The following is a 26,346-nucleotide window of genomic DNA, read 5'->3' as shown; positions in this document are numbered from 1 at the left end:
CATGGTGGGCATGGTGGACACGGAACACAGGGGGCGCGCGCGACGTGCCCGTACGGCGGCGGCACTGCTGACCGTCACGGGCCTCTTCGCCGCGGGCTGCACGGGACACGGCACTCCCCGCGCACCGGCCGACGACGGACGCGGACAGTTCCGCACGGCTCGACCGAGCACTTCACCACCGAACACATCGGAACCGCGCGAGGAGGCCGACGGTCCCTCCGTGCTCGCCGTGAAGATCGACAACGTGCGGGCGGCCCGCCCGCAGACCGGCATCGACTCCGCAGACGTCGTCTACGCCGAGCAGGTCGAGGGCGGCCTCAGTCGCCTCATGGCGGTGTACGCGACCAAGCTGCCGAAGACCGTCGGCCCCGTGCGCAGCGCCCGCGAGTCGGACCTGGAGCTGCTGCGGCAGTTCGACAGGCCGACGCTCGCCTTCTCCGGCGCCCAGGGCAAGCTGATGCCCCTGATCAACCGGGCGCCACTGGTCGCCCGGCCCCCCGAGAAGGCGTCCCGCGCCTACGTCCGCGGTCCCGACAAGGCCGCCCCGCACAATCTCTTCCTGCACCCGAAGCGCCTGGTACCCGCCACGCCGGGCGCCGCCGCGCTGACCACAGGCTTCCACTACGGCCCCGCGCCCGCCGGCGGCACCAAGGACACCTCGGAGACGGTCCGCTTCCCGGCCGCCCGCTTCACCTTCACCTGGTCCAAGAGCCGGGAACGCTGGCTGGTCTCGATGGACGGCACCCCGGACGTGACGTCCGACGGGAAGCGGCTGGCCCCGGCCACGGTCGTCGTGCAGTACGTGAAAGTGCGCAAGTCCGCCTTCCACGACTTCCTCGGCAACAACACGCCGTACACGGTGACGGTGGGCTCGGGCCGGGCGAAGGTGCTGCGCGACGGCCGCGCGTACGACGTGAACTGGAAGCGGGCGAAGGCCACGGACGGTACGGAGTTCACCACCAAGGACGGCTCTCCGGTGAACTTCGCCGAGGGGCAGGTGTGGGTCGTCTTCGCGAAGGCGTGATCAGGGCCGGATGACGAGGGGCTCGGCGGGATTGCGGAGCCCCTCGGCCGCGTCCGCGACCCGGCGGATCAGCTCGAAGAACTGGCCCTGCTCCGCGGCGGAGAGCGGGGCCAGGAAGACCTGGTTCATCCGGGCGGTGCGCACGGTCAGTTTGCGGTGGGTGCGCACTCCGTCGTCGGTCAGGCGCAGCAGGAAGCGGCGGCCGTCCTGGGGGTCGCGGACCTTGTCGAGCAGTCCGCGCCTGCCGAGCCGGCTGATGACCTCGGCGATGGTGGACCGGTCGAGACCCACCCGCTCCCCCACCGTGCGCTGGTCGAGCCCCGGTTCGGCGACCAGCGCGTTCAGGACCGCGAACTGCGGCGAGGTGATCTCCTCGGAGACCATCGTGTTCCACAGCAGGTAGTGCGCCTGCTGGAGCCGCCGGGCGAGGTGCCCGGGGTGGGTGGTGAGGTCCACCGCGGCCATGTGCGCTCCCGAGTCGAATTGGTTGGTGCACTGAAGAGTAGTGAGTCTTGACGCCAGGCTGCCACAGTGGCAGCTTGAGAGAAACCTCGCCGAGATAGTCAGTGCACTGAGCGAATAGCAGGAATCCCATGACTCTCACCCAGCACGACATCGATCGGGAGATCGCCGCCGAGCGCGCCGCCTACGAGAAGCGGCTCGCCGACGGCGCTCCCGTCGAGCACCAGCCGCGCCGCGACTACGCGCCGTACCGCTCCTCGGTGCTGCGGCACCCCAAACAGCCGCCGATCGGCATCGACGTGTCCAAGGACCCGGAGCTGGTGGAGCTGCGGTCGCCCGCCTTCGGCGAGCGGGACATCACCGAGATCGACAACGACCTGACCCGGCAGCACACCGGGGAGCCGATCGGGGAGCGGATCACCGTCGAGGGGCGGCTCCTGGACCGGAGCGGCCGTCCGCTGCGCGGGCAGCTGGTCGAGATCTGGCAGGCGAACTCGGCCGGCCGCTACGCCCACCAGCGCGAGCAGCACGACGCCCCGCTGGACCCGAACTTCACGGGCGTCGGCCGCACGCTGACCGACGACAGCGGCTGCTACCGCTTCACCACCGTCCAGCCGGGCCCGTACCCGTGGCGCCAGCACGTCAACGCCTGGCGGCCGGCCCACATCCACTTCTCGATCTTCGGCACGGCGTTCACCCAGCGACTCGTGACGCAGATGTACTTCCCGAGCGACCCGCTGTTCCCGTACGACCCGATCATCCAGTCAGTGACGGACGACGCGGCCCGTCAGCGGCTCGTCGCCACCTACGACCACAGCCTGTCCGTGCCGGAGTTCTCGATGGGCTACCACTGGGACATCGTGCTCGACGGGCCGCAGGCCACCTGGATCGAAGAAGGACGCTGACCAGTCATGACGAAGATCGACACGAGCCGCCCGGAGACCGTGCTGCCGACCCCGTCGCACACGGTCGGCCCCTTCTACGGCCACGCCCTGCCCTTCCCGGGCGGCGGCGACATCGCGCCCATCGGCCACCCGGACACGATCGTCCTCCAGGGCTACATCACCGACGGCGAGGGCAATCCGCTGCCGGACGCCTTCGTGGAGCTGTGGAGCGCCGACCCGGACGGCGACATCCCGAAGGCCGACGGTTCGATCCGGCGCGATCCGGCCAGCGGCGGGTATCTGGGGCGCAACGGCGTGGAGTTCACCGGCTGGGGCCGCATCCAGACCGACGCCAACGGCCACTGGACCGCACGGACACTGCGGCCGGGCGCGCGCGGGCACAGCGCGCCGTACATCAGCGTGTGCGTCTTCGCGCGCGGGCTTCTGGTGCACCTGTACACCCGGATCTACCTGCCGGGCGACGAGGCGGCGCTGACCGCCGACCCGCTGCTGGCCCGGGTACCGGCGGAGCGGCGCGACACGCTGATCGCGCGTGAGCAGGGCGATGGCACCTACCGTTTCGACATCCGCCTTCAGGGCGAAGGCGAAACGGTCTTCCTGGAGTTCCAGTGACTTCTCCCGATCCGGACACCGGTCTGCTCGCCCCCGGGTGGGCAGGCTCCCCCGCCGCCTCCGCGACCGCCGACGGCGCCTACCTCCAGGCGCTGCTGGACGCGGAGGCGGCTCTGACCCGGGCGCAGGCCGCGCTGGGCCTGGCGCCTCCGGAGGCGGCCGCGGCGGTGACCGAGGCGGCCCACGCGAACCGCTTCGACGTACGGTCCCTCGCCGAGCGGGCGCGCGGCGGGGGCAACCCCGTCATCCCCCTGGTCGCCGATCTCACCGAGGCGGTCGGTGAGGAGTACGGTCCGTACCTCCACCGGGGCGCCACCAGCCAGGACATCCTGGACACGGCGACGATGCTGGTGGCGGCACGCACCCTCGACCTCGTGCTGGCGGACCTCGACCGCGTCCAGCGGGCCCTCGCCCGGCTGGCCGCCGAGCACCGGGACACCGCGATGCCGGGACGGACGCTCACCCAGCACGCGGTACCGACGACATTCGGTCTGAAGGCGGCCGGGTGGCGGGCGCTGGTACTGGACGCGCGGGACCGGGTCACAGTCGTACGGGACTCCCTCCCCGCCCAACTCGGCGGCGCCGCCGGGACATTGGCGGCCTTCACGGTGTACGGCGCCGAGGACACCCAGGCGCTCACGGCGGCCTTCGCCGCGCAGCTCGGTCTCCGGGCCCCGCTGCTTCCCTGGCACACCCTGCGCACCCCGGTCGCCGACCTCGCCGGATGTCTCGCCTTCACCGCCGGAGCGCTGGGCAGGATCGCCGCGGATGTACTCGTGCTGGGCCGTACCGAGATCGCCGAGGTCGCGGAGGGCGGCGGGGGCGGCTCCTCGGCCATGCCGCACAAGGCGAACCCGGTACGGTCCACGCTGATCGCCGCCGCCGCCCGGCGTGCGCCGCAGCTCGCGGCCACGCTGTACGGCTCGCTCGCCGCCGAGGACGAGCGGCCGGCCGGGGCCTGGCACGCCGAGTGGGAGCCGCTCAGGGATCTGCTGCGACTGGTGGGCGGGGCCGCCCGGGACGCCGCCGAACTGACCGGGGGGCTGCGGGTGCACGCCGACACCATGCGGGAACACCTCGGTCTCACCCACGGGCTGATCGTCTCCGAGCGGTTGTCCGCCGAACTGGCACCTGTGCTGGGCCGGGCCCGCGCCAAGGCACTGCTGACGGAACTCGCCAAACGGACGTACGCCGAAGGCGTCTCGCTCGGTGAACTCCTTTCCCGAGAGCCCGAGTTGAAGGACGTCGACCTCGGCGAACCCACCGATCCCACCGGCTACACCGGCTCCGCCGGAGCCCTCACCGACCGCGCTCTGGAGCGACCTTGACCGAGAAACTCCTCAACCACCGTGCCGAGGGCCCCGCTTCCGCTCCCCCGCTGCTGCTCGGGCCGTCGCTCGGGACGTCGTACGCCCTGTGGGACAAGGTGGCGCCCGAGCTGTCCATCAGCCACCGGGTGGTCCGCTGGGACCTGCCGGGGCACGGCGGCTCGGCGGCCGGTCTGATCGGTCCCGGCGCCACCGTGGGCGACCTCGCCGACCTGGTGCTGGCACTCGCCGACTCGCTCGGCATCGAGCGGTTCGGGTACGCGGGGGTGTCGCTCGGCGGTGCCGTCGGTCTGCACCTGGCCGTACATCACCCGGAGCGTGTCGCGTCGCTGGCGGTGATCTGCTCCTCGGCCCACTTCAACGGCAGCAAGCCGTGGGAGGAGCGGGCCGAGCGGGTCCGCCGGGAGGGGATGCAGTGGCTGCTGGAGAGCGTGAACTCCCGTTGGTTCGCCGGTGACTTCAGCGTCCCGGAACTGATCCGCGACCACGCCGAGGCCGATCCCTCGGCGTACGCCGCCTGCTGTGACGCCCTGGGCTCCTTCGACCTGCGCGACCGGCTGGCCGAGATCTCCGCGCCGACCCTGCTGATCGCCGGCCGGCAGGACCCGGCGACCCCGCCGCCCCATCTGCGGGAGATCGCCGACGCGGTGCCGCGCGCCACGCTCGTCGAACTTCCGGGGGCCTCACACCTGGCACCGGCGCAGTGCCCGGAAGCCGTCCTCACCAGCCTGCGCGCACACCTCGGCGGGGACGCCAAGCGGGGCATGGAGGTGCGGCGGGAGGTGCTCGGGGACACCCATGTGGACCGGGCGCAGGCCCGGCAGACCCCCTTCACCGCCCGCTTCCAGGACTTCATCTCACGCTACGCGTGGGGCGAGATCTGGACCGATCCGACGCTCAGCCGCCGCGAGCGCAGCATGATCACCCTGACGGCGCTGGTCGCGCACGGCCACTACGACGAGCTGGCCATGCATGTGCGCGCGGCGCGGCGCAACGGGCTCACGCCGGAGGAGATCGGGGCCGTACTGCTCCAGACGGCCGTCTACTGCGGAGTACCGGCGGCGAACTCCGCGTTCGCGACGGCGCAGCGGGTGCTGGCGGAGGAAACGGAAGGGTGACCCCGACAGTGGCAGGCACGGGGTACGACGATGTGCCTACGGTAGGGGCATGTCGACCATTCTGATCACCGGCGCCACCTCGGGTCTCGGCCGGTACGTCGCCTTCGAACTGGTCCGCTCCGGCCACACCGTCCTCGCCCACGGCCGGGACCCGGGCCGCACCGGGAGTCTGGTGGAGGAGCTGCGGGCAGAGGGGGCGGCCGAGGGCTTCGTGGCCGACCTCGCCTCCCTGGCCCAGGTGCGCGAGCTGGGCGCGAGGGTCGCCGAGGCCCACCCCGGACTCGATGTCCTGATCAACAACGCGGGTGTGGGCGCGGGTTCGCCCGGCTCGGGCCGGGAGGTGAGCGCCGACGGTCACGAACTGCGCCTGGCGGTCAACTACTTGGCGCCGGTGGCGCTGACCCGGGCACTGTTGCCGACGCTCCCGGCGCGGATCGTCAACGTCGGGTCGGTGGGCCAGGAGCCGGTCGACTTCGACGACATCGAGTTCACTCGCGGCTACAACGGCTTCGCCGCGTACTGCCGCAGCAAGTTCGCCCTGGCGGCCCACACCTTCGCCCTGGCCGATGAGTTGGCGGACACGGGGATCGCGGTGAACGTCCTCCACCCGGCCACGTTCATGGACACGGCGATGGTCCGCGAGGGCGGGGTCGCGCCCTGGTCGACGGTGGCAGACGGCGCCCCGGGTGTACTCGCCCAGGCCACCGAGGACTTGGGCACGGGCCGCTTCTTCGACGGAACGAATCCGGCGCGAGCTCACGAGGCAACGTACGACAAGGAAGTGCAGAAGCGCCTGGCGTCCATCACCGACCAGCTGATCGCGCACTGAAGGGGCGCGGGGAACTGCGCGACCAGCCACAACGGCGCAGCAGACGAAGAACTCACCGCAACCCACGCCCCGTCTCCAGCACCTCCCGGGCCTGCGTCACCAACCCGTCCGCCCCGCACGAACGCGCCAGCGCCAGGCCCCGGTTGAGCTCCGCCACGGACCGCGCCGCGATCCCGTACTCCACCCGGGCCGCCGCGTGCTCGTACTGGCAGGGAGAGGCCTCCAGATAGGCAACCGCCTGCGCGGCCAGCCGCACCGCCCGCTGCCCGGTCTCCAGCGCGGCGGCACACCGCAACGCCTCACCGATGGCCGTGTCCGTGCCGAGCCGCTCGGCATGCCGCCGGGCATCCGTGGCCAACTGGGCGGCCCGCACCGGGTCCTCACCGGCGAGCGCCCGCGCGAGATCGACGGCCCACGGCACCAGCACCGGGTTGTGGTGGCCCCGCACGGCCGCCGCCTTCTCCGCCGCGTCCAGTTCGTTGATGCCGTCCTTGGTCCGGCCGACGGCCAGCAGCAGCCGTCCCCGCACGGAGCGGGGATCGGGCAGCACGATCGTGGACGGATACGGCGGCGTGAACCCGTACTGCTCGGCGATCGCCCAGGCTTCCTCGACATGCCCGCGCGCGAGCAGCGTGTCGACGAGGTTGCACGTCGCCGACCAGTACAGCGGCAGCCCTCGTCCCACCCGCTCGGCGAGCCGGAGCGACTCGCGCAGGGAGGTCTCCGCCTCCCGGAGCCGTCCTCGCCGGCGGTGGCCGAGGCCGACGTAGGCATGGGCGAGCGCGAGGTGGCCGCCGCTCCAGCCGGCCGACTCGTAGGTGCGCAGTGCGTCGGCGTACAGGGCCTCGGCGCGATCGAGCCGGTCCGTGAAGGCGTACGCGCTGGCCAGCATCAGCGGCAGTTCGAGGCCCCACTCGGTGTCGGTCCAGCCGAGTCCGGGCGCGAGGCGGCCGTTGACGAGGGCGCGGTCGCACACTTCGGCGATCTCCTCGGCGCTCTCACCGTGGGCCATCGCGTCGAATCCGCGCAGGATGAGCAGGGCCCGCTCGGAGTTGTCACGGCCGGCACAGGTGGCGGCCAGGGCGGCGAGGCGCTCGGAGCGCGCCGGGGAGGTGGCCTCGCCCGGGTAGAGCCCCTCCCATGTGTACTGCACGGCCTGGAGGCGGAGCCTGGCAGGGCCTTCCTCGTGCCGGGCGGCCTCCGCCTCGACCGTGCGGACCGCCTCCTCCAGCTGGTTGTTGTGCATGAGTGCCTGGGAGAGGCGGACGACGGCGTCCACCCGGGCGGAGCCCTCAAGGCCGGGCATGACGAGCGCGGTCTGGAGGTGGCTGATGGTCTTGGCGGGGGAGGTCAGGAGGGTGGCACAGCCGAGTTCGAAGAGCACGCGCGCGTGCACCTCGGGACGCGGGGGCTCCACCAGGGCGCGCTCCAGACAGCGGCGGGCCGCGTCGGGGGCGCCGACGAGGAGGTGCTCGCGGGCGGCCTCGCGCAGTTGCTCGACGAGTTCCTCGTCGTCGTCCGGGTGGACCTGGAGCAGGTGCCGCGAGGCGGCCGCGGCGCCCAGCCCGGAGTCGGTGACGAGTTGTGCGGCGATGCCGTGCATGGCGGTGCGCAGGGCGTCGGGGATGGAGTCGTAGACGGCGGTGGCGATCAGCGGGTGGACGAACTCCAGCTCGCCGTCCTCCGTCCCGGAGTCGGTGACGATACGGGCGTCGCGCAGCAGTTCGGCGCAGAGCGCCGCGTTCTCCGGCTTCAGGGTGGCGAGCCGGGCCACCAGGCCGACGGAGATGTCGGTGCCGAGGATCGCGGCCGCCCAGGCGAACCGGGTGGCGTCGATGCCGAGTTCCTCGAGGCGGGTGACGAGGCCGCCGCCGCGGGCCGAGCGGTTCAGCTCACGCAGTTCGTTCGCCGAGCCCTCGCCGGGCTCCATCCCGCTGTCCCGGACCTTGGCGAGGAGTTCGACGGTCTCGTAGGGGTTGCCGTCGGTGACCGCCCACACCTCGCGGCAGAACGGGGCGTCGGCGTGCTCCCCCAAGGTGGCGCGGGTGAGCCCCGCGGTGGCGTCCGGGGTGAGGGCACTGAGGTCGGTGACGGGGCGGCCCGCGGCCGAGGCCACCGTCTCCAGGAGGCGGGCGCTCTCGGGGGTGGCCTCGCCGGGGCGGCGCGCCACCACGACCAGGACGGAAAGGTCGTCCAGGCGCTCGACGAAGGCGGCGAGCCAGCGCAGGGTCTCCTGGTCGGCCCAGTGGGCGTCGTCGACCATCAGCACGAGCGGCCAGTCCCTGCGGGCCAGCCGGCGCACCGCGGCGACCAGTCCGTCGCACACGCCCTGCGGGTCGGCCTGCCGCTCCCCCGGGTCGGCTATGCCGAGGGCGGGGCCGGCGATGTCGTACCAGTCGCCGAGGTACTCGCGGGCCTCCTCGGGCATCAGCGACAGGAGGGCGGGCTGGAGCAGTTGTCGTACGACGTTGAAGGGGACGGACCTGAGGGTCTCGCCGCCGCGTGCCGACCAGACCGTGCAGCCGCGGGCCTCGGCGATACGGCGGGTCTCGGCCAGCAGGGCGGTCTTGCCGAAGCCCGCCTCGGCACGGATCACCAGCACGCTGCCCGAGGACGTGCGGCCGGCGCACAGCGAGTCGACCACACGTTCGACGGCGGCGAGTTCCTCGTCGCGCTCCCACAGCGAGGCCGGGGCGGCCGCAACCGGCCGTACCTCCGTCATCCCGCTACCTCCCCAAGTCGCCCGAACGACGTACAGATCTCGAGCGTAGCCGTCCCGGCGCGGTGGCGGAGGGCGGTCGCGGCACCTCTTGCCTTCAGGGGTGACCTCGGGTACGGGCAGGCGACGCGCCCCGTCCGTGACCTGCCGACAACCGGGCTGACCATCAGTCAGTCGTTCCCTTCTGGGCGAAGTGCGCGGATTCGGCCGACGCCCCTCTCATCCCTCTTTCACCGAGGGCTCATACGGTGGGGGCATGACGCAGGAGACTCCCCCCGGGTGGTACCCCGACCCCGGGCAGACAAGTGACGGTCCCGCCACCGAGCGCTGGTGGGACGGCAAGGCGTGGACGGAGCGGACCCGGCCCGCCGGATCGGCCGCCGCATGGGGTCCCCCGGAACAGGTCGCGAGCCCCGGGGACCCCGGAGAGTACCCGGCCTATCCGCCGTACCCCGCGCAGCCGCCCTCCGGGTCGCGGCGCGGCCGTATGGGCATAGCCGTGGCGGTGGCCGTCGTGGTCCTGGCGAGCATCGGCGTGGGTGTGTACGCGCTGGCCGACAACGGCAACGGCGGCACCGCCAACTCGCAGGCGCCCGGGGGCCAGGGCGGGCCCGGCGGCACCGGGGGCCAGGGCGGACCGTTCGGCGGCGACGGAGGGCCCGGCGGCTCCGGCGGCAGCGGCGGCTCCGGGGGCGCGTCGCCCTCCCCGCAGGGGTCCGAGGCGCCGAAGATCGAGAGCGGTTCGGTCACCGACTCGATCGACGGGATCAGCCTGCCCATCCCGGACGACTGGTACGGCCAGGAGATACAGGTCGGCGCGTCCGTCACCTCGAACGACTCCTACGCCTGCCCCGGCGACACCTCCGACAAGTGCACGAAGGGCGGTGCCTACTCGGCGCCCGCCCTGGCGCTGGGCACCAAGGGCAGCACGGCCGAGCAGATCGCCAAGGCCGACATCGAGGCGAACGCCGAGCAGTCCTACGGCGGCAAGACCTACGGCTCGATCACCTCGCACGACGTCCTCGCCTCCGAGGCGGTGACCGTGGCCGGGCAGAAGGGCTACAAGGTCCGCTGGAAGGCGGTCACCAGCAAGGGCTCCGACGGCTATGTCGAGTCCCTGGCCTTTCCGTCCCCGGCGAACCCGCAGCAGATCGTCGTGGTGCGCTTCGGTGTCGACGTCGAAGAGGGCCAGAGCGTGATCGACGACATCACCAAGGGGATCAAGGTGTCGACGGGCGGCGGCAGCGGCCAGCACGTCTGACGGCCGGCCCCCGGACACCGGTCGGCCGGGTGGGGCGCCTCTCCGCTCGAGAGGAACCTCACCCGGCCGGGGGGTGCGCGCCGCCCCCGTCCCCACGGTGCGGCGCGAGCAGGTCACCGTCCAGTCATCCCGTGGACGGCGGCCTGGGTCTCAGGTCAGACCGAGCGCCGGCAGTACGGCCGCCTCCACGAAGCGGACCAGGTACTCCGGGTCGGCGTACTCCCCGTCGATGACGGGCCGGGCGCGGATGACGCCGAACATCTGGGCCGGGATGTACTCCAGCGCCGGGTTTCCGGCGGCGATCTCGCCCCGGTCGACCCCACGCTGGAGGATGTGCCGCAGCGCGGCGATCTCCGGGTCGACCAGCGCCTCACGCAGGGCCTTCGCGAGCTCCGCGTCCTGCGTGACGGCGTGGCCGAGCGCCTGGAGGAGCTTGGTGTCGTGCATCGACCACCGGCCCGCGGCCCGGGCGGCCTCGCGCAGATCCTCGGCTAGCGATCCCGTGTCGATCCCCTCGAACTTCGACCTGCGGCGGGAGCGCAGAGCGGCCACCACGAACTGGGGCTTGGTCTTCCACTGCCGGTAGAGGGTGGACTTGCTGCAGCGGGTGCTGCTGGCGACGCCCTCCATGGTCACGGCCTCATATCCGCATTCACGGATCTGTTCGAGCACAGCGTCGAAGAACTCCTGCTCACGCTCGGGCGTGATCTTGGAGCGGCGCGAGGCGGCGACCGTCTCCGGTCCGTCCGCGGCCTGCGACGTCATCAGCTCATCCCCTCATTCACCTCGGCGGTCGGCCTGCTTCGCGGCCGCCGCGTTTCATTCCCGGATTCCAGTGTGTCGTATGTCTATCGATACGCCAGTGTACCGGTACCCGGCCGTATCGGTACACTGGCGTATCGGTACGAGGTCGTATCGATGAGTTTCGGAATCAGGACGAGTCACCAACTTGTTCAGATTTCAGCATCCGCACCACCATCAGCGAAGGGGCCGGGGGATGAATGCCCTCACCGAGCCTGCAGAAGCGAAGCCGAGCGCCATAGCGCGGCCGCCGCTCGTCCGTGAGCTCCTGCTCGTCGTAGGACTCTTTCTCGTCTACAAGTTCGGCCGGCAACTGGTCACGGGCCACACCGCCGAGGCCTACCGCAACGCCGGCCGCGTGTGGCACTGGGAACGCGTCCTCGATCTGCCCGGAGAGGGCTCGGTGCAGTCGCTGCTGCTGCACGGCGACACCTTCGCGCACCTCGCGAACACCTATTACGCGACCGTCCACTTCCCGGCCACGGTCGCCTTCCTGGTCTGGCTGTACCTCAAGCGCCCCGCCCACTACGTCTGGGCCCGCCGCGTACTCGCCCTGCTCACCGGCGCCGCCCTGGTACTGCACCTCGTCTTCCCGCTGGCCCCGCCTCGGATGCTCGCGGCGGCCGGCCTGGTCGACACCGCGAAGGTCTACGGCCCCTCCGTGTACGGCCCGCCGCAGACCGACACCCTCTCCAACCAGTTCGCGGCGATGCCCTCGCTGCACTTCGGCTGGGCCCTGATGGTGGCGATCGGCCTGATCGTGGCCACCCGCTCCCGCTGGCGCCGGCTGTGGCTGCTGCACCCGCTGGTGACCCTGCTGGTGATCGTCGGGACGGCGAACCACTACTGGATGGACGCGATCGTGGCGACGGCCCTGCTCGGCATCGCCCTCGCGGTCCTTCGCCCCCGGACTTCGTCCGGGGGGACCCCCATCTCGCTTCGCTCGCCGCACCGGACGGCCACCACCGCGGGCCGGGCACAGGAGAAGCTCACCCCGGCCGAACCCAAGGAGAACGTGAACGTCCTGGTCGGAGTGGGTCGATGAACGCCACCCTGCTCGCTCTCGCACTCTCCCTGCTCTCCTCCGTCGCCTACGCGGCCGCCGCCGTCGCCCAGGAGCGCCTCGCCTCCCGCAACCCCGGCTCGGGTGTGCTGCGGATGCTGAGCTCGGGTGCCTGGTGGGGGTCCGTCGGGCTCAACGCGGCGGCCGCGCTGCTGCACGTCGTCGCCCTCAAGTACGGCCCGCTGACCGTGGTCCAGCCGCTCGGCGCCCTCACTCTGGTCGCCGCGGTGCCGCTGGGCGCGCGGATCGCCGGGCGCCGGGTCAGCGCGACGGAGTGGCGTGGCACCGCGTACACGCTGGCCGGCCTCGCCGCGATCCTCGTGGTGGCGTCGGGGTCCGCGCCCGGGAAGGTGCTGACCACGTCCGAGGCAGTGGCCGTGGCGGCGGTGACGGCGGCCCTGATCGGTCTGCTGGCCCGCCCCGGCGCCAAGCCCGGCATCCGGCACGCGTCGGCGTCCGGGGTCGCCTCGGGGGTGGCCTCCGCGCTGACCCAGACCGTGACGGTGGCCGCGACGGACCGTTCCGAGTCGCTTCTCAGCGTCCAGGTGATCGGCGTCGCCCTGCTCGTCGCGGCCTTCGCCGCGGGCGGACTCCTGCTCTCCCAGACGGCCTACCGTGACGGCCTGGGCGCCCCGCTGGCGGTGGTGACCCTGGCCAACCCGGTGGCCGCCGCGGTGATCGGCCTCTCCCTGCTGGGCGAGAGCCTGCGGGGCGGCGCGGCGGGTGTGCTGCTCGCACTGGCGGGAGCGGGCCTGGCGGCATGGGGTGTGGTGCTGCTGACCCGGATGTCTCCGGTGCCGGTGGACGACGACCACCCGGTGGCGGCGGTACTGGCACTGGAGCCGTCGACGGCATCGATGTCCCCGATGCCGGTGGCCGACGACCACCCCGTGGCGGCGGTACTGGCACTGGAGCCGTCGACGGCGTCCTTGGAACCGGCGCTGCGGCGGAAGCGTGTGCCCCGGCAGTCGAAGCCGGGGCACCTCACACCGCTGTAGGGACGCTGCGCTGCAGGGACGCTCAGCCGAACCCGCGGGAGTCCTGCTTCAGCGCCGTGTCGACCGTCAGCGCGGTGGCGAGGACCAGGCTCAGCAGCGGCTCGGGCAACTGGTAGTGGATCTGCAGCACGTAGTTGTCCGCGGTCGTGAACATCGTCTTGGCGAGCCCCTCCCACGTCTTCGTGATCCGGGCCACCTCGTTCTCGGTGTGGTCGACGATCGCGAAGTTCCAGGCCCGCCAGTTCTCCGCCTTGATCGCGCCGACCTGCTGCCCGTTCACCATCATCGCGAAGTTGATCTTCCCGATCATGTTCTGTTGGACGATCTCACCGACCGGCGAACCGTCCGGACGCTCCACGATCACCCGGGACTTGAAGATCTTCCCCGGCCGAGTCAGCAGCATGACCGGCTGTCCGTGGGCGTCACGGATCTCCAGCCTGATCTTCATGAACTGGTCGATGCTCCAGAGGAACCGCACGATCTTCCGGAAGGCGCTCTGCCCGACCTGGCTGACGGACCCGACCTGGTTGCCGTTCTGATCCATGACCTTGTACTCGTTGGTCAGCTCGATCAGCTTGGCCTTCTGGTTGACCACGAGCACCGGCTCGGAGAACAGCGTGCCGCCGCCGGGGCCACCCGCGGTGACCCCGGCCTGGTGCTGCACCTGACGCTGCACGCGCGGGTCGGGACCGGCCGACTGCTGAGGTATCTGCGGTGCCTGCTGGACCGGCGGGGCCTGCACGGCCTGAGCCTGGACCTGCCCCGCCGCCTGCTGGTCCTGGTGGGTGTGCTGGGTCCACTGCGCCCCGTCCCAGTAACGGAGCGTCTGGGACGCTCCGTGCGGATCGGGGTACCAGCCTGCAGGTGTGTTCGAATGCGTGGTCACCGGGGCACACTACCCCGGGACCACTGCGCTCCGGCCAGGTGTACGACGGCTCCCGCCGCGGCTTTACCTGGTGATTACGGCCGGATCGCTCACTCCTGTACGCCCGTTCTCGACATGTCCGGCGAATCGCCTGAGGAACGACGGGTCGGCGTCGGAGGTGACCGTGAGGTCGTACCAGCGACGGCTCTTGGCGAGGCGGAAGGTGTGCCGGACGGTGGCACCGGCCCCCACGGTGAAGGTCCTCGCCGGGTCGCCGTAGCCGCTCACGACCTTCAGACGTACCGTGCCGGAGCCCTTGTTGGTGAACGTCAGCTCGACGTCGTCACCTTCGTGGCGGGCGGTGGCCTCGGGACCGGCGGTCCCGTTCGCCCCCTTGAAGACGCGCAGGAAACCGGCCGGGCCGTGCACGGTCAGGTCGTACGACCCCTTCGAGTACGCCGAGTTCCAGGTGTCCGAGACGGTCTTGCCGGCCTCGGTGGTGTAACTCCAGGGCCCGTCGGTGCGGTTGCCGGAGGTCACCAGGAACGCGCCGCCCGCCTTGGCGCCGGAGGCGAAGGCCAGCGTGAACTTGCCGCTCGCCGCGTCCACCGAACCGTCCACGTGCGGGGCGTACTTCAGCGGGCGGGCCGGGCGCAGGCCGCGTTCCTGCTTCGGCAGGGCGCCGACGGCGGGCGGGACGGGCACGTAGTCGGGGTGGCGCCGGCGGTCCGGCGGCTCGTAGCCGTCGGTGTCCGGGAGGGCGACCGGCTTGGTGTCCCTGCGGGAGAAGTCGAAGGCGGAGGTGAGGTCGCCGCAGACCGCGCGCCGCCAGGGCGAGATGTTGGGCTCGTGGACGCCGAAGCGGGTCTCCAGGAAGCGGATGACCGAGGTGTGGTCGAGCGTCTCGGAGCAGACGTAACCGCCCTTGCTCCAGGGCGAGACGACGAGCATGGGCACACGCTGGCCGAGGCCGTAGGGGCCGGCCGGGTGGCTGCCGTCGCCCTTGAACAGGTCGAGAGCGGGGTCGACGGTGGACTTGCCCTGAGCGGCCGAGCCGGGGGGGAAGGCCGGGACCACGTGGTCGAAGAAGCCGTCGTTCTCGTCGTACGTGATGAACAGGGCGGTCTTCGCCCACACCTTCGGGTCCGAGGTGAGCGCGTCCAGGACCTGGGCGATGTACCAGGCGCCGTAGTTCGCGGGCCAGTTGGGGTGCTCGGTGAAGGCCTCCGGAGCGACGATCCAGGAGACCTGGGGCAGCTTTCCGCCCTTCACGTCGGCCTTGAGCCGGTCGAAGTAGCCCTCGCCCTTGGTGTAGTCCGTGCCGGTGCGGGCCTTGTCGTACAGCGGGTCGCCGGGCTTGGCGTTGCGGTACTGGTTGAAGTAGAGCAGCGAGTTGTCGCCGTAGTTGCCGCGGTAGGCGTCCTGGATCCAGCCCCAGGAGCCGTTCGCGTCGAGGCCGTCTCCGACGTCCTGGTAGATCTTCCAGGAGACGCCGGCCTTCTCCAGGCGCTCGGGGTAGGTGGTCCAGCCGTAGCCGACCTCGTCGTTGCCGAGGACCGGGCCGCCGCCCTGGCCGTCGTTGCCCGTGTAGCCCGTCCACAGGTAGTAGCGGTTCGGGTCGGTCGAGCCGATGAACGAGCAGTGGTAGGCGTCGCAGATGGTGAACGAGTCGGCGAGGGCGTAGTGGAACGGGATGTCCTCGCGGTTCAGGTACGCCATGGTCGTGGAGCTCTTGTTCGGGACCCATTTGTCGTACTTGCCCCCGTTGAAGGCGGCATGTCCGTCGTTCCAGCCGTGCGGGAGGTCCTGGATGAACTGCAGGCCCAGGTCGTCGGCGTCGGGGCGGAACGGCAGGATGTCCTTGCCTTTCGCGTCCTGCTGGTGCCAGACGGACTTGCCGTTCTGCAGGGTCACCGGGCGCGGGTCGCCGAAACCGCGGACACCCCTGAGCGAGCCGAAGTAGTGGTCGAAGGACCGGTTCTCCTGCATCAGGACGACGACGTGCTCGACGTCCTCGATGGTCCCCGTGCGGTGGTGGGCCGGAAGCGCGGCGGCGCGCTGGATGCTGCTCGACAGGGCGGTGAACGCCGTGGTGGCGCCCGCGAGTTGGAGGAATCTGCGCCGGTTGACGTCGGACATGGGTGAGGGACCTCTCAATCCTGCGCACCGATGGCCGGAACGTGACGGAAGGTGCGCGCAGCGAGTGTTCCAAGTGCACCAAACGTCAGGGAAGGGTCCGGTGGCGCTGGTGTGAAAGTCGCGGGTACGGGAGGTGTGCCGGACCTCGATCGGGGGATGGTCGCGATCATGACAGAGATGCCACGTCTGGACGCACCGCCCACCGAGCGGCCCGTGCGGCAGCTTCTCGCCGCTTCCGTGGGCAATGCCGTGGAGTGGTACGACTGGTACGCCTACACGTTTCTGGCGACCTACATCGCCGGCGCGGTCTTCCCGAGGGGCGCGGACAACTCGCTGGTGCCGCTGCTGTCGACGTTCGCGGTGTTCGCCGTCGGGTTCTTCATGCGGCCGGTCGGCGGGCTGCTGATGGGGGCGATCGCGGACCGGCACGGGCGGCGCTCGGCGCTGACGGTCACCATTCTGCTGATGGGCGGCAGCAGTCTGCTGGTCGGACTGACCCCGACGTACGCGGCGGTCGGGGTCCTGTCCCCGGTCGTGCTGGTGCTCGCGCGACTGCTCCAAGGGCTTTCCGTGGGCGGGGAGTTCGCGGCCTCGACCACCTTCCTGGTCGAGTCGGCGCGGCCCGGCCGGCGCGGGCTGTTCTCCAGCTTCCAGTACGTGTCGACGACGGCCGGGCAGCTCGTCGCCTCCGGGATCGCCACCCTGCTGGTGGACACGCTGGACGAGGCGCGGATGGACAGCTGGGGGTGGCGCGTGCCGTTCGCCCTCGGGGCCGTGCTGTCCCTGGTCGGGTTCTGGATCCGGCAGGGCGCGCAGGAGACGCGCAGCGAGGAACAGCGGCGGGCGCCGCGTCCCGGGCTGCTCGAGGGGGTGCGGCGCCATCCGCGTGAGTCCCTGCTGATCTGCGGGATCACGATGGGGGGCACGATCGCGTACTACACGTGGACGTCGTATCTGCCGACGTACGCCGAGATCGATGCCGGTGTCGACAAGTCGGACGCGTTGCTCGCGGGGACGATCTCGCTCGCCTTCTTCGGGGTGCTGCAGCCGCTCGGCGGGTTGCTGTCGGACCGCTTCGGGCGGCGGCCGTTGCTGCTGTTCTTCGGGCTGGGCTTCGCGCTGCTGAGCGTGCCGCTGCTGCACGCGCTGCGTGACTCCTTCGTGGTGCTGCTGCTCGTGCAGTGCGCGGGGATGGTGTTGCTGACCGGGTTCACATCGATCAGCGCGGCGGTGAACGCGGAGGTGTTTCCGGCGCGGGTGCGGGCGGCCGGGATCGGGTTCCCCTACTCGTTGACGGTCGCGTTGTTCGGGGGGACGGCACCGTATGTGGGCACGCTGTTCAAGGAGTTGGGGCACGCGGGAGTGTTCCCGTGGTACGTGGCCGTCCTGTGCCTCGGCTCGTCACTGGTCTATCTGCGGCTGCCGGAGACCGCCCACGGAGAACTGCGCCGCTAGCGCCCGCTTCGCCACCGCCGTTCCCGACCGCAGCGCGCCCACCGGATCGGCGGCCTCGTCCAGTTCGATCAGGACCGTACCCGCGCCGGGTGTGCCCGACATCGCGTCCGCCCAGCCCTCCCAGTCGACGATCCCCGTGCCCAGCTCCGTCATGTACGGCTGCTGCTGGGCGTACACCGTGTCGTCGATCGTGAGGTGGACGTCGATCGGGGCGACCGCGTCCTTCCAGTGGGCCAGGGCCGTGCGCGGAGTGTGGCGCCGGGCCACCGCGACGGGGTCGCCGCCGCCCAGGGCGATGTGGCAGGAGTCGGGGCACAGCCACACATAGCGCGGGTCGGTCAGGGCCATGAACAGGTCGATGTCCCGCTCGTACCAGAGGGTGCTGTGGGACTCGGTGTGGAAGGCCAGCCGCACCCCGTGCCGGGACACCGCCTCGCCCACCGCGTGCGCGATGCCGGCCATGCGGGTCATGTAGGCGGCGTCGACGAAGAAGGGCGGGCGGGTGCCGTACGTCGCCCTCATGGGCAGTCCGGCGACGAGGACCTCGGCGCCCACCTCGGCGAGGAAGGCGGCGCGGCGCTCGGCGTCGGCGACGATCGCGGGGAGGTTGTCGCCGTGCCGCCAGTCGGGGGCGTCGCTGTCGGCGACGAAGGCGCTGACGACGGCCAGGCCCCGGCCGGCCAGTTCCCGGCGGAACGCCTCCGCGCTGCCGTAGGCGCGCAGGACCGAGGCGATGTCGCCGGGCGCGAACGTCAGCTCGATGCCGGTGACCTCGGTCTCGGCGAGCGCGTCCAGGACCCGCTGCCAAAAGCGGTCCGGATGATCCGCGGCCCATTCGCGGACCGCTTCGGCGGAGTCGAGGTCCCAGAATCCGGGGTGGTAGAAGGTGACGACATCGGTCGCGAAACGAGGGCTCATTCCGTTCCCCCGCGCGCGTTGTAGACGACGACCTCGTCGGACTCGTCGATGGCCTTGCGGTAGTTGCGGAACACCGCGAGCGCCTCGTCCCTCAGGACGTCTCCCACGACCTCGATGCCGCGTGTCTCGAACTGCTCGGCCCAGTCGGAGCCGACCGGGCCCTCGTCGAACGTGGTGATCTCCTCCAGTTCCGGGCCCTCACCCGCGACCACCAGACCGCGTACCCCGGACCACATCGTGGCGCCGTAACACTGCACACAGGGACGCCAGTTGACGACCAGTTCGTGAGACGGCAGGCCGTCGCCGCCGAGGTCCCAGCTGCCGGTGGCGACCTGGGCGAGGCCGAGCGCGACGACCTCGGCGTGCGCGCTGGAGACCCCGCTGGACAGGACGACGTTGACGCCGACGGAGACGATCCGGCCGGACTCGCGCTCGGCGACGAGCGCGGCGAACGGACCGCCGTTGCCCTCGCGCCAGTTGCGGTCGGCGAGGCGGTGCACGAGACGCATCCGGGCCTCGCGGGAGGGGACGGTGGCGGGCACGTCGGCGAGTTCGTCGTCGATCCAGGCGGGCAGGGCCACACGGTATTCCCTGGCGATGTCGATCACGGTTCGGTTCCTCTCGGTGGTTCAGGTGCGTGCGGTGACGGCACGGGCGGCCCGTACCGCGGTGACGGCGCCGGTCAGCGTGACGTTGGCGGCCATGGGCGTCGGCACGACTCCGTTGCCCGCCAGATACAGGTTGTCGAAGCCCCACACCCTCCCGTCCGGGTCGCACACGCCGGTGCCGTCGTCGGTGACGCCTGCCCGGACCGTGCCGGTGAGATGCAGTGACGAACCGGGCGGAAGCACCGTGGACTCGGTGGCGGGGTCGAAGGGGCCGAACTCGGCGGCGACGGAACGGACTTCGTCCAGCGCCCGGCGGATCAGCGCGCGGTCGGCCTCGGTGTAGTCGAACTCGACGCGGATGCGGGGCAGCCCGGCCAGGTCGGTCTCGCTCGCCGAGAACACGAGCCGGTTCCGCGGGCGCGACTCGACGGGGACGTACAGCGACAGACCGACGGAGTGCGCGAGGGGCCGGCCGGCCTCGTCGACGTAGGTGCGGTTCATGATCTGGCCGTGGAAGGGCTGGGCGGGTCCGTTGCACGGCAGCCACAGCGAGTCCGTGCTGAACTCGCCGGGGCGCGGCAGGGGCAGGGCACCGGCGTCGAGGCCGAACCGGTCGAGGTCGAGCAGGACGCGGGCGGTGACGAAGGCGTGCTCGTTGAGGTGCCGGCCCAGGGCCTCGGGGCGAATGCCCGAGGCGTACAGGAGTTGCGGGGTGCGCAGGGCGTCGGCGCACACCACGACGGTGGCGGCGCGGAGTTCGGACTCGGTGCCGTCGGCGACGCGGCGCAGCCGGGCCCCGGTGACCCGGCCGGCGTCCCGGCTCAGGGCGGTCACGAGGGTGCCGGTGAGCAGGGTGAAGGCCGGATCGCCGCCTTCCGCGAGGGCGGGGAAGATCGTCCCGGGTGCCGTGCGGGGCATGGGGCCCGACGGTGTGGGGGTGACGGCCATGGGCATGGGCTGTGGGTCCCGGTCGGCGGGCCCGGCACCGCCGTAGCGTCGGCGCAGGACGTCGAGGACGAGTTCGCCGACCTTGGTCGGGCCGATCGCGGCGGGGGTGACGGCGAGCAGTCGGCGTGCGGTGTCGAGGTCGGCCGCCCAGGCGTCGGGGTCGCCGAAGTCGAAGACCTCGTCCCCGGCGGGCCATGGTGTGGCGGCGGTCCAGTGGACGCCCATGCCGCCCGCGTTCCAGGCGAGCGCGGCCTGCGGCATCGCCTCGGCGTCCTCCCCGAAGGCGAGCGCGTGGAACATGCCGGGGGTGAGGTCGGGGAGGCTGCCCGCGACCTCACGGACCACCTGCGCTCCCGTGTACATGCCCTGGATGCCGGTGGCGACCTTCTCGTTGTAGCGGGACCACAGGGCGGGGTCGTCGAGGTCGTGCAGATGCCGTCCTGGCGTGCCGCCGATCGGGGTGCCGCCGTCGGCCATGGTGATGTGCAGCGCCGGATCGCTCTCGCGCAGGAGGCGGGCCACGAGGGATCCCATGATGCCGCTGCCCACGATGAGGACGTCGGTGCGGGGGATGTGGGTCAAGTGGAGCTCCGTGTACGTGTGGTGTGGGGGTCAGTCGACCGGGACGAGTGGTCCGAACAGCTCGGTGTCCATGCGGTCCAGGGCGAGCTTCACCGCACCGATCAGGGGGGCGTCGTGGCCGAGCGCGGTGGCGCGCAGTTCGACCGCGGGGGTGCGTGCGTCCCGCAGTGCGGCCCGCACCCGGGGCAGCAGGACGTCGGCGGCGTCCTCCAGCCCGCCGCCGAGGACGATGAGCGAGGGGGCGACCGTCCAGGACAGGGTGGTGAGGATCGACGCGATGTTCTCCACGAACTCGTCGACCTCGGCGAGCGCGGCGGCGTCACCGTCGCGGGCCGCCTCGAACCGGGCCAGGGCCAGGGCGCGTTGGGCGGGCAGCGGTGAGGTCAGGGCGGCGACGGGCCAGTCCTCGACCGAGCCGGCCGGCATCGAGGGTGCCTCGACGATCTCGCCCGCGGCACCGTCGAGACCGCGGTGCACGGCCCCTCGGATGAGGATGCCGAGGCCGGTCCGGTTGCCGAGCATCGCCCATACGACGTTGTCGTGATCGGCGGCCACTCCCCGCCAACGTTCCGCCAGTGCGCCGAGGTTGGTGTCGTTGTCGGCGAACCAGGGCACCGGGAGGCGACGGCCGAGCTCCTCGGGCAGGTGCACGCCCTCCCAGCGGGTGGTGTGCACCAGGCGCCGTACGACGCCTTCGTCGTCGATGGCACCGCCGCCGGCGATGGCCCCGGCGCGCAGCCGGTCCAGCGAGCCGCCGGCGTCGTCGAGGGCCTGGAGGACCAGTTCGGCGGCGTCGTCGAGGGTGGTGCGCGGGTCCTTGTAGTCGCGCAGCGGCCGGTGTGCCCGGCCGAGGATGTGGCCGCGGACGTCGGCGACGACGGCCCGGGCATCGACGGTCGTGGTGCGCACAGCCGCCAACAGGGCGTGTTCGGCCCGTAGTTCGTAGCGGCGGGCCGGGCGTCCGGCGCAGCCGCTGTTCGGCACCCGGTCGAGTTCGGCGACCCAGCCCGCCTCGACGAGCGAGTCCAGGATCAGCTCGATCGTGCGTCGGGACAGACCGGTCTGCCCGGCGAGTTCGGTGAGTTTCCGCGGTCCGGCGGACACCGCCAACGCCCGCAGGATCACTGAGGTGTTGACCCGTCGTACGGCGCTCTGGTTCATGCCGGCCGTCAGCATGGGTCCGCTCCCGTCACCGGGTCGTACCCGCCCCGGGTGTCGGCCGCGAGCGGTTTGCCGTATTCCCGGACCGGGTCGCCGAGCCGCCCGGTCGCCCTCCCCCAGGTCGGGGTCTCGCCGCGGACGAAGCCGACGAGGTCGGTGTGCATCCGGGCGGCCAGTTCCGCGGGCGGGTTCGGGCCGAGCGCCTCGGGGACGCCGGGCGCGTCGAGCACGTCGAAGAAGAACGGGAGGTCGACGCAGTGCACGGCGCCGCCGAGGGCCGGGGAGGGCCATTCGAAGGAGTACAGCCAGGTACCGGCGGGGGCCGCGCGGCGGGCGGCCGCGGTGCGGGGGCACGCGGAGCGGAACAGGGTGTCCGTGATCCGGGTGCCGGCCGCGCGCGACCCGCGCTCGCCGTCGCCGTCGAACTCGTCGCCCGTGGCGCCGAGCAGCAGCGGGACGTCCTGTCCGTGCACGGCCAGCCCTTCGGCGAGCGGCACCGGCAGGATGTCGTCGCCGACGACCGGGCCGAGCACGAGCAGGTCGTCGTCCCCGCGCAGGTCGAGCACGCCCCGCTGCAGCAACTCCGGTGCGCACAGGGCGAGTCCGGCCCGGGTGGGCGGCACGCCCAGGTGCTCGCCGAGCCGTGCGAGGAGGTCGCGGGCCCGGGTCGCTTCCACCTCGAACAGGCCGCCGGACAGGCTCACCGCCCGCTGGAACCGGCCGCGCCCGGCGGGCGAGGACAGCAGGGCGAGCACCGTCGCTCCCCCGGCCGACTGGCCCGCGACGGTGACCCGGTCCGGGTCGCCCCCGAACGCGGCGATGTTCTCCCGCACCCAGTCGAGCGCGAGGAGCACGTCCCGCAGCCCGAGGTTGGTGGGGACGTCGTCCAGTACGGCGAACCCGTCGACGCCGAGCCGGTAGCCGACGGTGACGGTGACGACGCCGTCGCGGGCGAAGGCGCGGCCGTCGTACCAGGGGCTCGCCGGGCTGCCCGCGAGAAAGCCGCCGCCGTGGATCCACACCAGCACCGGGCAGCCGTCCGCGTCGGGGGCCGTGACGGAGACGTTCAGTATGTCGTCGCCCGGCACCGACGGTTCCGGGATGGTGGTCGTGGCGAACAGCGGCACGCGCTGCGCGGTGGCCCCGGGCCGGGAGGCGTCGTACGGCCGTGTGAAGCGCCCGCGTGGGAGCGGCGCGGCGAACCTCCGTGGGCCGGTGGGTGCTTCGCCGTAGGGGATGCCCAAGAAGCGCCGCACGTCCCGGTGTCGACGGCCGGCGACCGTGCCCGCCGGGGTCCGGACGGTGACCGGTGTACTCATCGCAGCCCCGTTCCCGCGACGCCCTGGACGAAGTACCGCTGCAGGAAGAGGAAGAGCACGAGGACCGGCAGCATCACGACGATCGCTCCGGCGAGCAGCAGGCCGTAGTCGGTGACGTGGGCGGCGGCCTGGCTGGTGGCGGCGAGGCCGACCGGGAGGGTGTAGGTGGACATGCTCTGGGCGACGACCAGCGGCCAGATGAAGTTGTTCCAGGAGTTGAGGAACGACATGATCGTGATCGTGGCGACGGCGGGACCGGCCAGCGGCAGGAAGATCCTGAAGAAGATCCGGAACTCGCCCGCGCCGTCGATGCGGGCCGCTTCGAGGAGTTCGTCGGGGATCGACAGGGCGTACTGGCGCACGATGAAGACCGAGAGGGGAAGCGCCGCGCCGGGCAGGGCGATCCCGGCGAGGGTGTCCGCGAGGCCCAGGTCCACGGTGATCACGAACTGGGTGACGAACACCGCGGTGAACGGCACCATCATCGCCGCCATGACCGCGCCGAACGCGAGCCGCCGCCCCGCGAAGTCGAGTTTGGCGAGGGCGTAACCGGCGGCCGACGCCGCCAGGATGTTCCCGGCCACCACGATCAGCGCGACGACGACGCTGTTGACGAGGAACCGGCCGAAGCCCTGGGTCTCGAACAGCCGGGTGAAGTTGCCGAAGGTGAGGTGGTGCGGGAGCAGGGCCCCGGGGTCGGAGCGGATCTCGTCCAGGCTGCGCAGCGAGCCGCTCACGCCCCACGCGAAGGGCAGCATGGTGAGCAGGGCACACAGCACCAGGGCGGCGTACATCACGGGGCGGACGGCACGGTTCATGTGCGGGACCTCAGCAGCCGGAACTGGACGACGCTCACCACGGTCACCAGCGCGAGTGTCACGAAGGACGCCGCCGAGGACATCCCGAACTCGCCCGCCCCGAACTGGCGGTAGGTGTACAGCGCGACCGACTCGGTGGAACCGAGCGGACCGCCGCCGGTGAGGAGGTAGGGCTCGTCGAAGACCTGGAGGTAGAAGACGGTCAGCAGGACGGAGACCATGAGCGTGGTGGGCAGCAGCAACGGCAGGGTGATGTGCCGGAGTTGGCGCCACCGGCCGGCCCCGTCGAGGGCGGCGGCCTCGTACACGTCCCGCGGGACGGCCTGGAGGCCGGCGAGGAACAGCACCATCGCGATGCCGAAGTTGCGCCAGACGCCGAGCAGGATGACGACCGGCATGGCCAGATGGGGGTCGTCCAGCCAGTTCGGTCCGGCGAATCCGACCGCGCCGAGCAGCTTGTTGACGGTGCCGTCGAGGTGGAAGGCGTACTGCCAGATCAGCGCGACGGCGACGACGTTGGTGACGACGGGCGCGAAGAAGACGGTGCGCAGGACACCGCGCAGTCGGCTGATGCCGGAGTTCAGCGCGAGGGCCAGGGTGAAACCGATGCCCATCGTCAGCGGTACGCCCACGGCCACGAAGAGGGCGGTGTTGAGGATGTCCCGCACGAAGGTGTCGTCCTGGAACAGCCGCAGGTAGTTGTCGACACCCGTGAAGTCGACGGCGAACGGGGTGCGCAGGTCGGCGCCGCGGATGTCGGTGAGGCTCAGGGCGAGCGCGGCGACCGTGGGGATGGCCGTGTAGACCAGGAAGACGAGGGCGAAGGGGGCGAGGAAGAGCCAGGCGACGGCGGTGCGGCGGGCACGGGACGCCTTGTGTGCCGCGGTCTTCGGTGCGGCCGTGGCCCTCTTGGTGGCCGGTACGAGAGTCGTGGTCATCACTGCGTGCCCGTGCCGACGCTCTCGGCGTACGCCTGGATGTTCGCGGCCGCCTTCGCCGCGGTCTGCTTGCCCTTGGCGACGGCCTCCACCTCCTTGCCCAGCCGGGTCGCGACCTGCTGCCACGTGCTGACCTGCGGGAACGCGCGGGTGTTCGTGAGCTGGGTGAAGAAGGCGTCCAGGAGCGGCTGGCCCTTGATCGCCGGGTCGTCCCACGCGGAGATGACGGCCGGCAGCGAGCCGTACCCCTTGTACTGCGCGACCTGCGTGCTGGGCTTGGCCAGATACCGGACGAGCTTCCAGGCGGCGTCCGTGTTGCCGCTGTCGGCGAGGACGCCCCAGGTGCCGCCCGCGGAGAAGGAGACGCTGCTCGACGCTCCGGCGGGCAGCGGGGCGGTGGCGACGTGGGAGGCCGTCCAGCCGCTCTTCTTGGCGGCGGTGTCGAGCTGGCCGATGACCCAGGGTCCGGTGATCATGCTCGCTGTCTTGCCGGACACGAAGTACGGCTGGGCGTCGAGGAAGGTCGGCCCGCTGGTGTCGGCGGTCCCGGCGGTGAAGAAGGCCGCGTTGTAGTCGAGGGCGTCGACCATCTGGGGCGTGTTCAGGTTCCACTTGCCGGCGGAGGTGACGAGTGAGCCTCCGGCCTGCCAGGCGTACATGGCGACGTCCTGGCCGTTGAAGATGTCCCACCCGATGTCGGCTCCCAGCGCGTGGGCTGCGCCTGCGCCCTGAAGGGCCTTGAGGAAGGGCTCCATGCCGGCCCAGGTGGTCGGCGCCTGGACACCCGCCTTCTTGGCCAGATCCGATCGGTAGACGAGCGCGTAGGTGTACGCGTACCAGGGGACCGTGTAGGCCACGTCGTCCACGACGCCGGCGTCCCAGAGGCTCTTGAAGAAGCTGCCCGGATCCACCAGGCCTTCCGGCACCGGCCGCAGCGTCGAGGAGTCGAGGAACTGCGCCTGCGACTCGGGGAAGAACTGGGCGACGTCCGGTCCCTTGCCCGCCGCGATCGCCGCCTGGAGCTTGGTGTAGTACTCCGCGTTCGGGATCAGCGTGGTCTTCACGACCAGGCCGGGGTTGGCGGACTTGAACGGCTTGACGACCGTGCCGAGCACGTCGGCGTCGCCCTGGGCGGCCCAGACGTTCACGGTGCCGGTGGCCGGGGACGCGTCGACCTTCTTGGCGCCGGAAGCGGCGGCCGCGTCGTCCTGGCGCCCGCAGCCAGAGAGCGGAAGCGCGGCGCCGAGGGCCATTCCGGCGGTCAGCCGCAGGGCGGTGCGGCGGGAGAGGTTGGGCACGGGGACTCCTGTGACACGAGATTCCTCACGAGTACTGAGGGCGGTGGCGTGGTGTGTCCCGACGCTATGAACCGCGTGTTTCGGCCACGTGGCGGTCCTCGCCCCGAATAATTTCGGAACTTGTAGCGAAATCGGTGTGCCGAGGGCCCGGTGCGCATCCCGCGCACCGGGCCCTCG

General features: G+C 71.7%; 23 protein-coding genes. 10 read left to right on the top strand and 13 right to left on the bottom strand.

Translation table 11 applies throughout. From position 1 onward, the window contains the following. Positions 1 to 10 precede the first annotated feature (10 nt). Entirely contained in the window at positions 11 to 1,024 is a 1,014-nt protein-coding gene (locus tag BFN33_RS15365) for a DUF3048 domain-containing protein (RefSeq protein WP_079140844.1), read from the top strand. Here BFN33_RS15365 and BFN33_RS15360 read toward each other — a convergent pair whose 3' ends face one another. Continuing rightward, positions 1,025 to 1,489 (bottom strand): MarR family winged helix-turn-helix transcriptional regulator, encoded by a 465-nt coding sequence (locus tag BFN33_RS15360; RefSeq protein WP_069760584.1) that lies wholly within the window; start codon positions 1,487 to 1,489, stop codon positions 1,025 to 1,027. Between the two features lie 128 nt (positions 1,490 to 1,617). Here BFN33_RS15360 and pcaH point away from each other — a divergent pair, with 128 nt between their 5' ends. Genes pcaH through BFN33_RS15335 form a run of 5 tightly spaced genes read left to right on the top strand, consistent with a single transcriptional unit; the run spans position 1,618 to position 6,278 of the window. After that, positions 1,618 to 2,391: a protocatechuate 3,4-dioxygenase subunit beta gene (pcaH, locus tag BFN33_RS15355; RefSeq protein ID WP_069760583.1), complete on the top strand. Its 774-nt coding sequence runs from the start codon at positions 1,618 to 1,620 to the stop codon at positions 2,389 to 2,391. 6 nt (positions 2,392 to 2,397) lie between these two features. Beyond that, on the top strand, positions 2,398 to 3,003 hold the full coding sequence (gene pcaG, locus BFN33_RS15350; RefSeq protein WP_069760582.1) for a protocatechuate 3,4-dioxygenase subunit alpha: 606 nt from the start codon (positions 2,398 to 2,400) through the stop codon (positions 3,001 to 3,003). Continuing rightward, entirely contained in the window at positions 3,000 to 4,331 is a 1,332-nt protein-coding gene (pcaB, locus tag BFN33_RS15345; protein WP_069760581.1) for a 3-carboxy-cis,cis-muconate cycloisomerase, read from the top strand. Before pcaG ends, pcaB begins: the two co-directional genes overlap by 4 nt. Next, positions 4,328 to 5,449 (top strand): 3-oxoadipate enol-lactonase, encoded by a 1,122-nt coding sequence (gene pcaD, locus BFN33_RS15340; protein WP_069760580.1) that lies wholly within the window; start codon positions 4,328 to 4,330, stop codon positions 5,447 to 5,449. The genes pcaB and pcaD overlap by 4 nt, the downstream gene beginning before the upstream one ends. A gap of 49 nt (positions 5,450 to 5,498) precedes the next feature. Next, a complete protein-coding gene (locus BFN33_RS15335; protein WP_069760579.1) occupies positions 5,499 to 6,278 on the top strand; it encodes an SDR family NAD(P)-dependent oxidoreductase in 780 nt (259 codons plus the stop codon). 52 nt (positions 6,279 to 6,330) lie between these two features. On the opposite strand, the gene BFN33_RS15330 is transcribed toward BFN33_RS15335, so the two are convergent. After that, positions 6,331 to 9,000 (bottom strand): AAA family ATPase, encoded by a 2,670-nt coding sequence (locus tag BFN33_RS15330; RefSeq protein WP_069760578.1) that lies wholly within the window; start codon positions 8,998 to 9,000, stop codon positions 6,331 to 6,333. Positions 9,001 to 9,253: 253 nt separating this feature from the next. On the opposite strand from BFN33_RS15330, the gene BFN33_RS15325 reads away from it, so the two are divergent. Continuing rightward, positions 9,254 to 10,258 (top strand): DUF2510 domain-containing protein, encoded by a 1,005-nt coding sequence (locus BFN33_RS15325; RefSeq protein ID WP_069760577.1) that lies wholly within the window; start codon positions 9,254 to 9,256, stop codon positions 10,256 to 10,258. A gap of 150 nt (positions 10,259 to 10,408) precedes the next feature. Here BFN33_RS15325 and BFN33_RS15320 read toward each other — a convergent pair whose 3' ends face one another. Beyond that, the gene (locus tag BFN33_RS15320; RefSeq protein WP_069760576.1) at positions 10,409 to 11,023 is read right to left on the bottom strand and encodes a TetR/AcrR family transcriptional regulator; all 615 of its coding nucleotides are present in this window, start codon (positions 11,021 to 11,023) and stop codon (positions 10,409 to 10,411) included. A gap of 232 nt (positions 11,024 to 11,255) precedes the next feature. Between BFN33_RS15320 and BFN33_RS15315 the strand changes: the two genes are divergently transcribed. Together BFN33_RS15315 and BFN33_RS15310 are read left to right on the top strand one after the other, a co-directional pair. Further along, entirely contained in the window at positions 11,256 to 12,104 is an 849-nt protein-coding gene (locus BFN33_RS15315) for a phosphatase PAP2 family protein (protein ID WP_069760575.1), read from the top strand. After that, positions 12,101 to 13,120: a hypothetical protein gene (locus BFN33_RS15310; RefSeq protein WP_069760574.1), complete on the top strand. Its 1,020-nt coding sequence runs from the start codon at positions 12,101 to 12,103 to the stop codon at positions 13,118 to 13,120. The genes BFN33_RS15315 and BFN33_RS15310 overlap by 4 nt, the downstream gene beginning before the upstream one ends. 22 nt (positions 13,121 to 13,142) lie before the next feature. Here the strand turns inward: BFN33_RS15310 and BFN33_RS15305 are convergent, their stop codons facing one another. Together BFN33_RS15305 and BFN33_RS15300 are read right to left on the bottom strand one after the other, a co-directional pair. Next, positions 13,143 to 14,006: a phospholipid scramblase-related protein gene (locus BFN33_RS15305; RefSeq protein WP_069760573.1), complete on the bottom strand. Its 864-nt coding sequence runs from the start codon at positions 14,004 to 14,006 to the stop codon at positions 13,143 to 13,145. Positions 14,007 to 14,069: 63 nt separating this feature from the next. Beyond that, the gene (locus BFN33_RS15300) at positions 14,070 to 16,124 is read right to left on the bottom strand and encodes a phosphocholine-specific phospholipase C (RefSeq protein ID WP_069760572.1); all 2,055 of its coding nucleotides are present in this window, start codon (positions 16,122 to 16,124) and stop codon (positions 14,070 to 14,072) included. Positions 16,125 to 16,280: 156 nt separating this feature from the next. Here BFN33_RS15300 and BFN33_RS15295 point away from each other — a divergent pair, with 156 nt between their 5' ends. Then, positions 16,281 to 17,579 carry an MFS transporter gene (locus BFN33_RS15295; protein ID WP_069760571.1) on the top strand — a complete coding sequence of 433 codons (1,299 nt, stop codon included), beginning with the start codon at positions 16,281 to 16,283 and terminating at the stop codon, positions 17,577 to 17,579. Here the strand turns inward: BFN33_RS15295 and BFN33_RS15290 are convergent. Genes BFN33_RS15290 through BFN33_RS15255 form a run of 8 tightly spaced genes read right to left on the bottom strand, consistent with a single transcriptional unit; the run spans position 17,526 to position 26,169 of the window. Continuing rightward, on the bottom strand, positions 17,526 to 18,497 hold the full coding sequence (locus tag BFN33_RS15290) for a sugar phosphate isomerase/epimerase (protein WP_069760570.1): 972 nt from the start codon (positions 18,495 to 18,497) through the stop codon (positions 17,526 to 17,528). The genes BFN33_RS15295 and BFN33_RS15290 overlap by 54 nt on opposite strands. Next, positions 18,494 to 19,105, bottom strand: coding sequence for a nucleoside deaminase (locus BFN33_RS15285; RefSeq protein WP_069760569.1), 612 nt, complete (start codon positions 19,103 to 19,105; stop codon positions 18,494 to 18,496). Before BFN33_RS15285 ends, BFN33_RS15290 begins: the two co-directional genes overlap by 4 nt. 21 nt (positions 19,106 to 19,126) lie before the next feature. Next, entirely contained in the window at positions 19,127 to 20,635 is a 1,509-nt protein-coding gene (locus BFN33_RS15280) for a GMC oxidoreductase (protein ID WP_069760568.1), read from the bottom strand. A gap of 30 nt (positions 20,636 to 20,665) precedes the next feature. Beyond that, the gene (locus tag BFN33_RS15275; protein ID WP_069760567.1) at positions 20,666 to 21,811 is read right to left on the bottom strand and encodes an ROK family transcriptional regulator; all 1,146 of its coding nucleotides are present in this window, start codon (positions 21,809 to 21,811) and stop codon (positions 20,666 to 20,668) included. After that, positions 21,805 to 23,115, bottom strand: a complete 1,311-nt coding sequence (locus BFN33_RS15270) for a carboxylesterase family protein (RefSeq protein ID WP_069760566.1) — start codon at positions 23,113 to 23,115, stop codon at positions 21,805 to 21,807. The genes BFN33_RS15275 and BFN33_RS15270 overlap by 7 nt, the downstream gene beginning before the upstream one ends. Then, the gene (locus BFN33_RS15265; protein WP_069760565.1) at positions 23,112 to 23,933 is read right to left on the bottom strand and encodes a carbohydrate ABC transporter permease; all 822 of its coding nucleotides are present in this window, start codon (positions 23,931 to 23,933) and stop codon (positions 23,112 to 23,114) included. Before BFN33_RS15265 ends, BFN33_RS15270 begins: the two co-directional genes overlap by 4 nt. Continuing rightward, positions 23,930 to 24,871 (bottom strand): carbohydrate ABC transporter permease, encoded by a 942-nt coding sequence (locus BFN33_RS15260; RefSeq protein ID WP_069760564.1) that lies wholly within the window; start codon positions 24,869 to 24,871, stop codon positions 23,930 to 23,932. Before BFN33_RS15260 ends, BFN33_RS15265 begins: the two co-directional genes overlap by 4 nt. Then, positions 24,871 to 26,169 carry an extracellular solute-binding protein gene (locus tag BFN33_RS15255; RefSeq protein ID WP_069760563.1) on the bottom strand — a complete coding sequence of 433 codons (1,299 nt, stop codon included), beginning with the start codon at positions 26,167 to 26,169 and terminating at the stop codon, positions 24,871 to 24,873. Before BFN33_RS15255 ends, BFN33_RS15260 begins: the two co-directional genes overlap by 1 nt. Between the last annotated feature and the right edge of the window lie 177 nt (positions 26,170 to 26,346).

Origin of the sequence: Streptomyces sp. LUP47B, assembly GCF_001746295.1 — a bacterium.
Taxonomy (GTDB): domain Bacteria; phylum Actinomycetota; class Actinomycetes; order Streptomycetales; family Streptomycetaceae; genus Streptomyces.
This window is presented reverse-complemented; position numbering and strand designations above follow the sequence as displayed.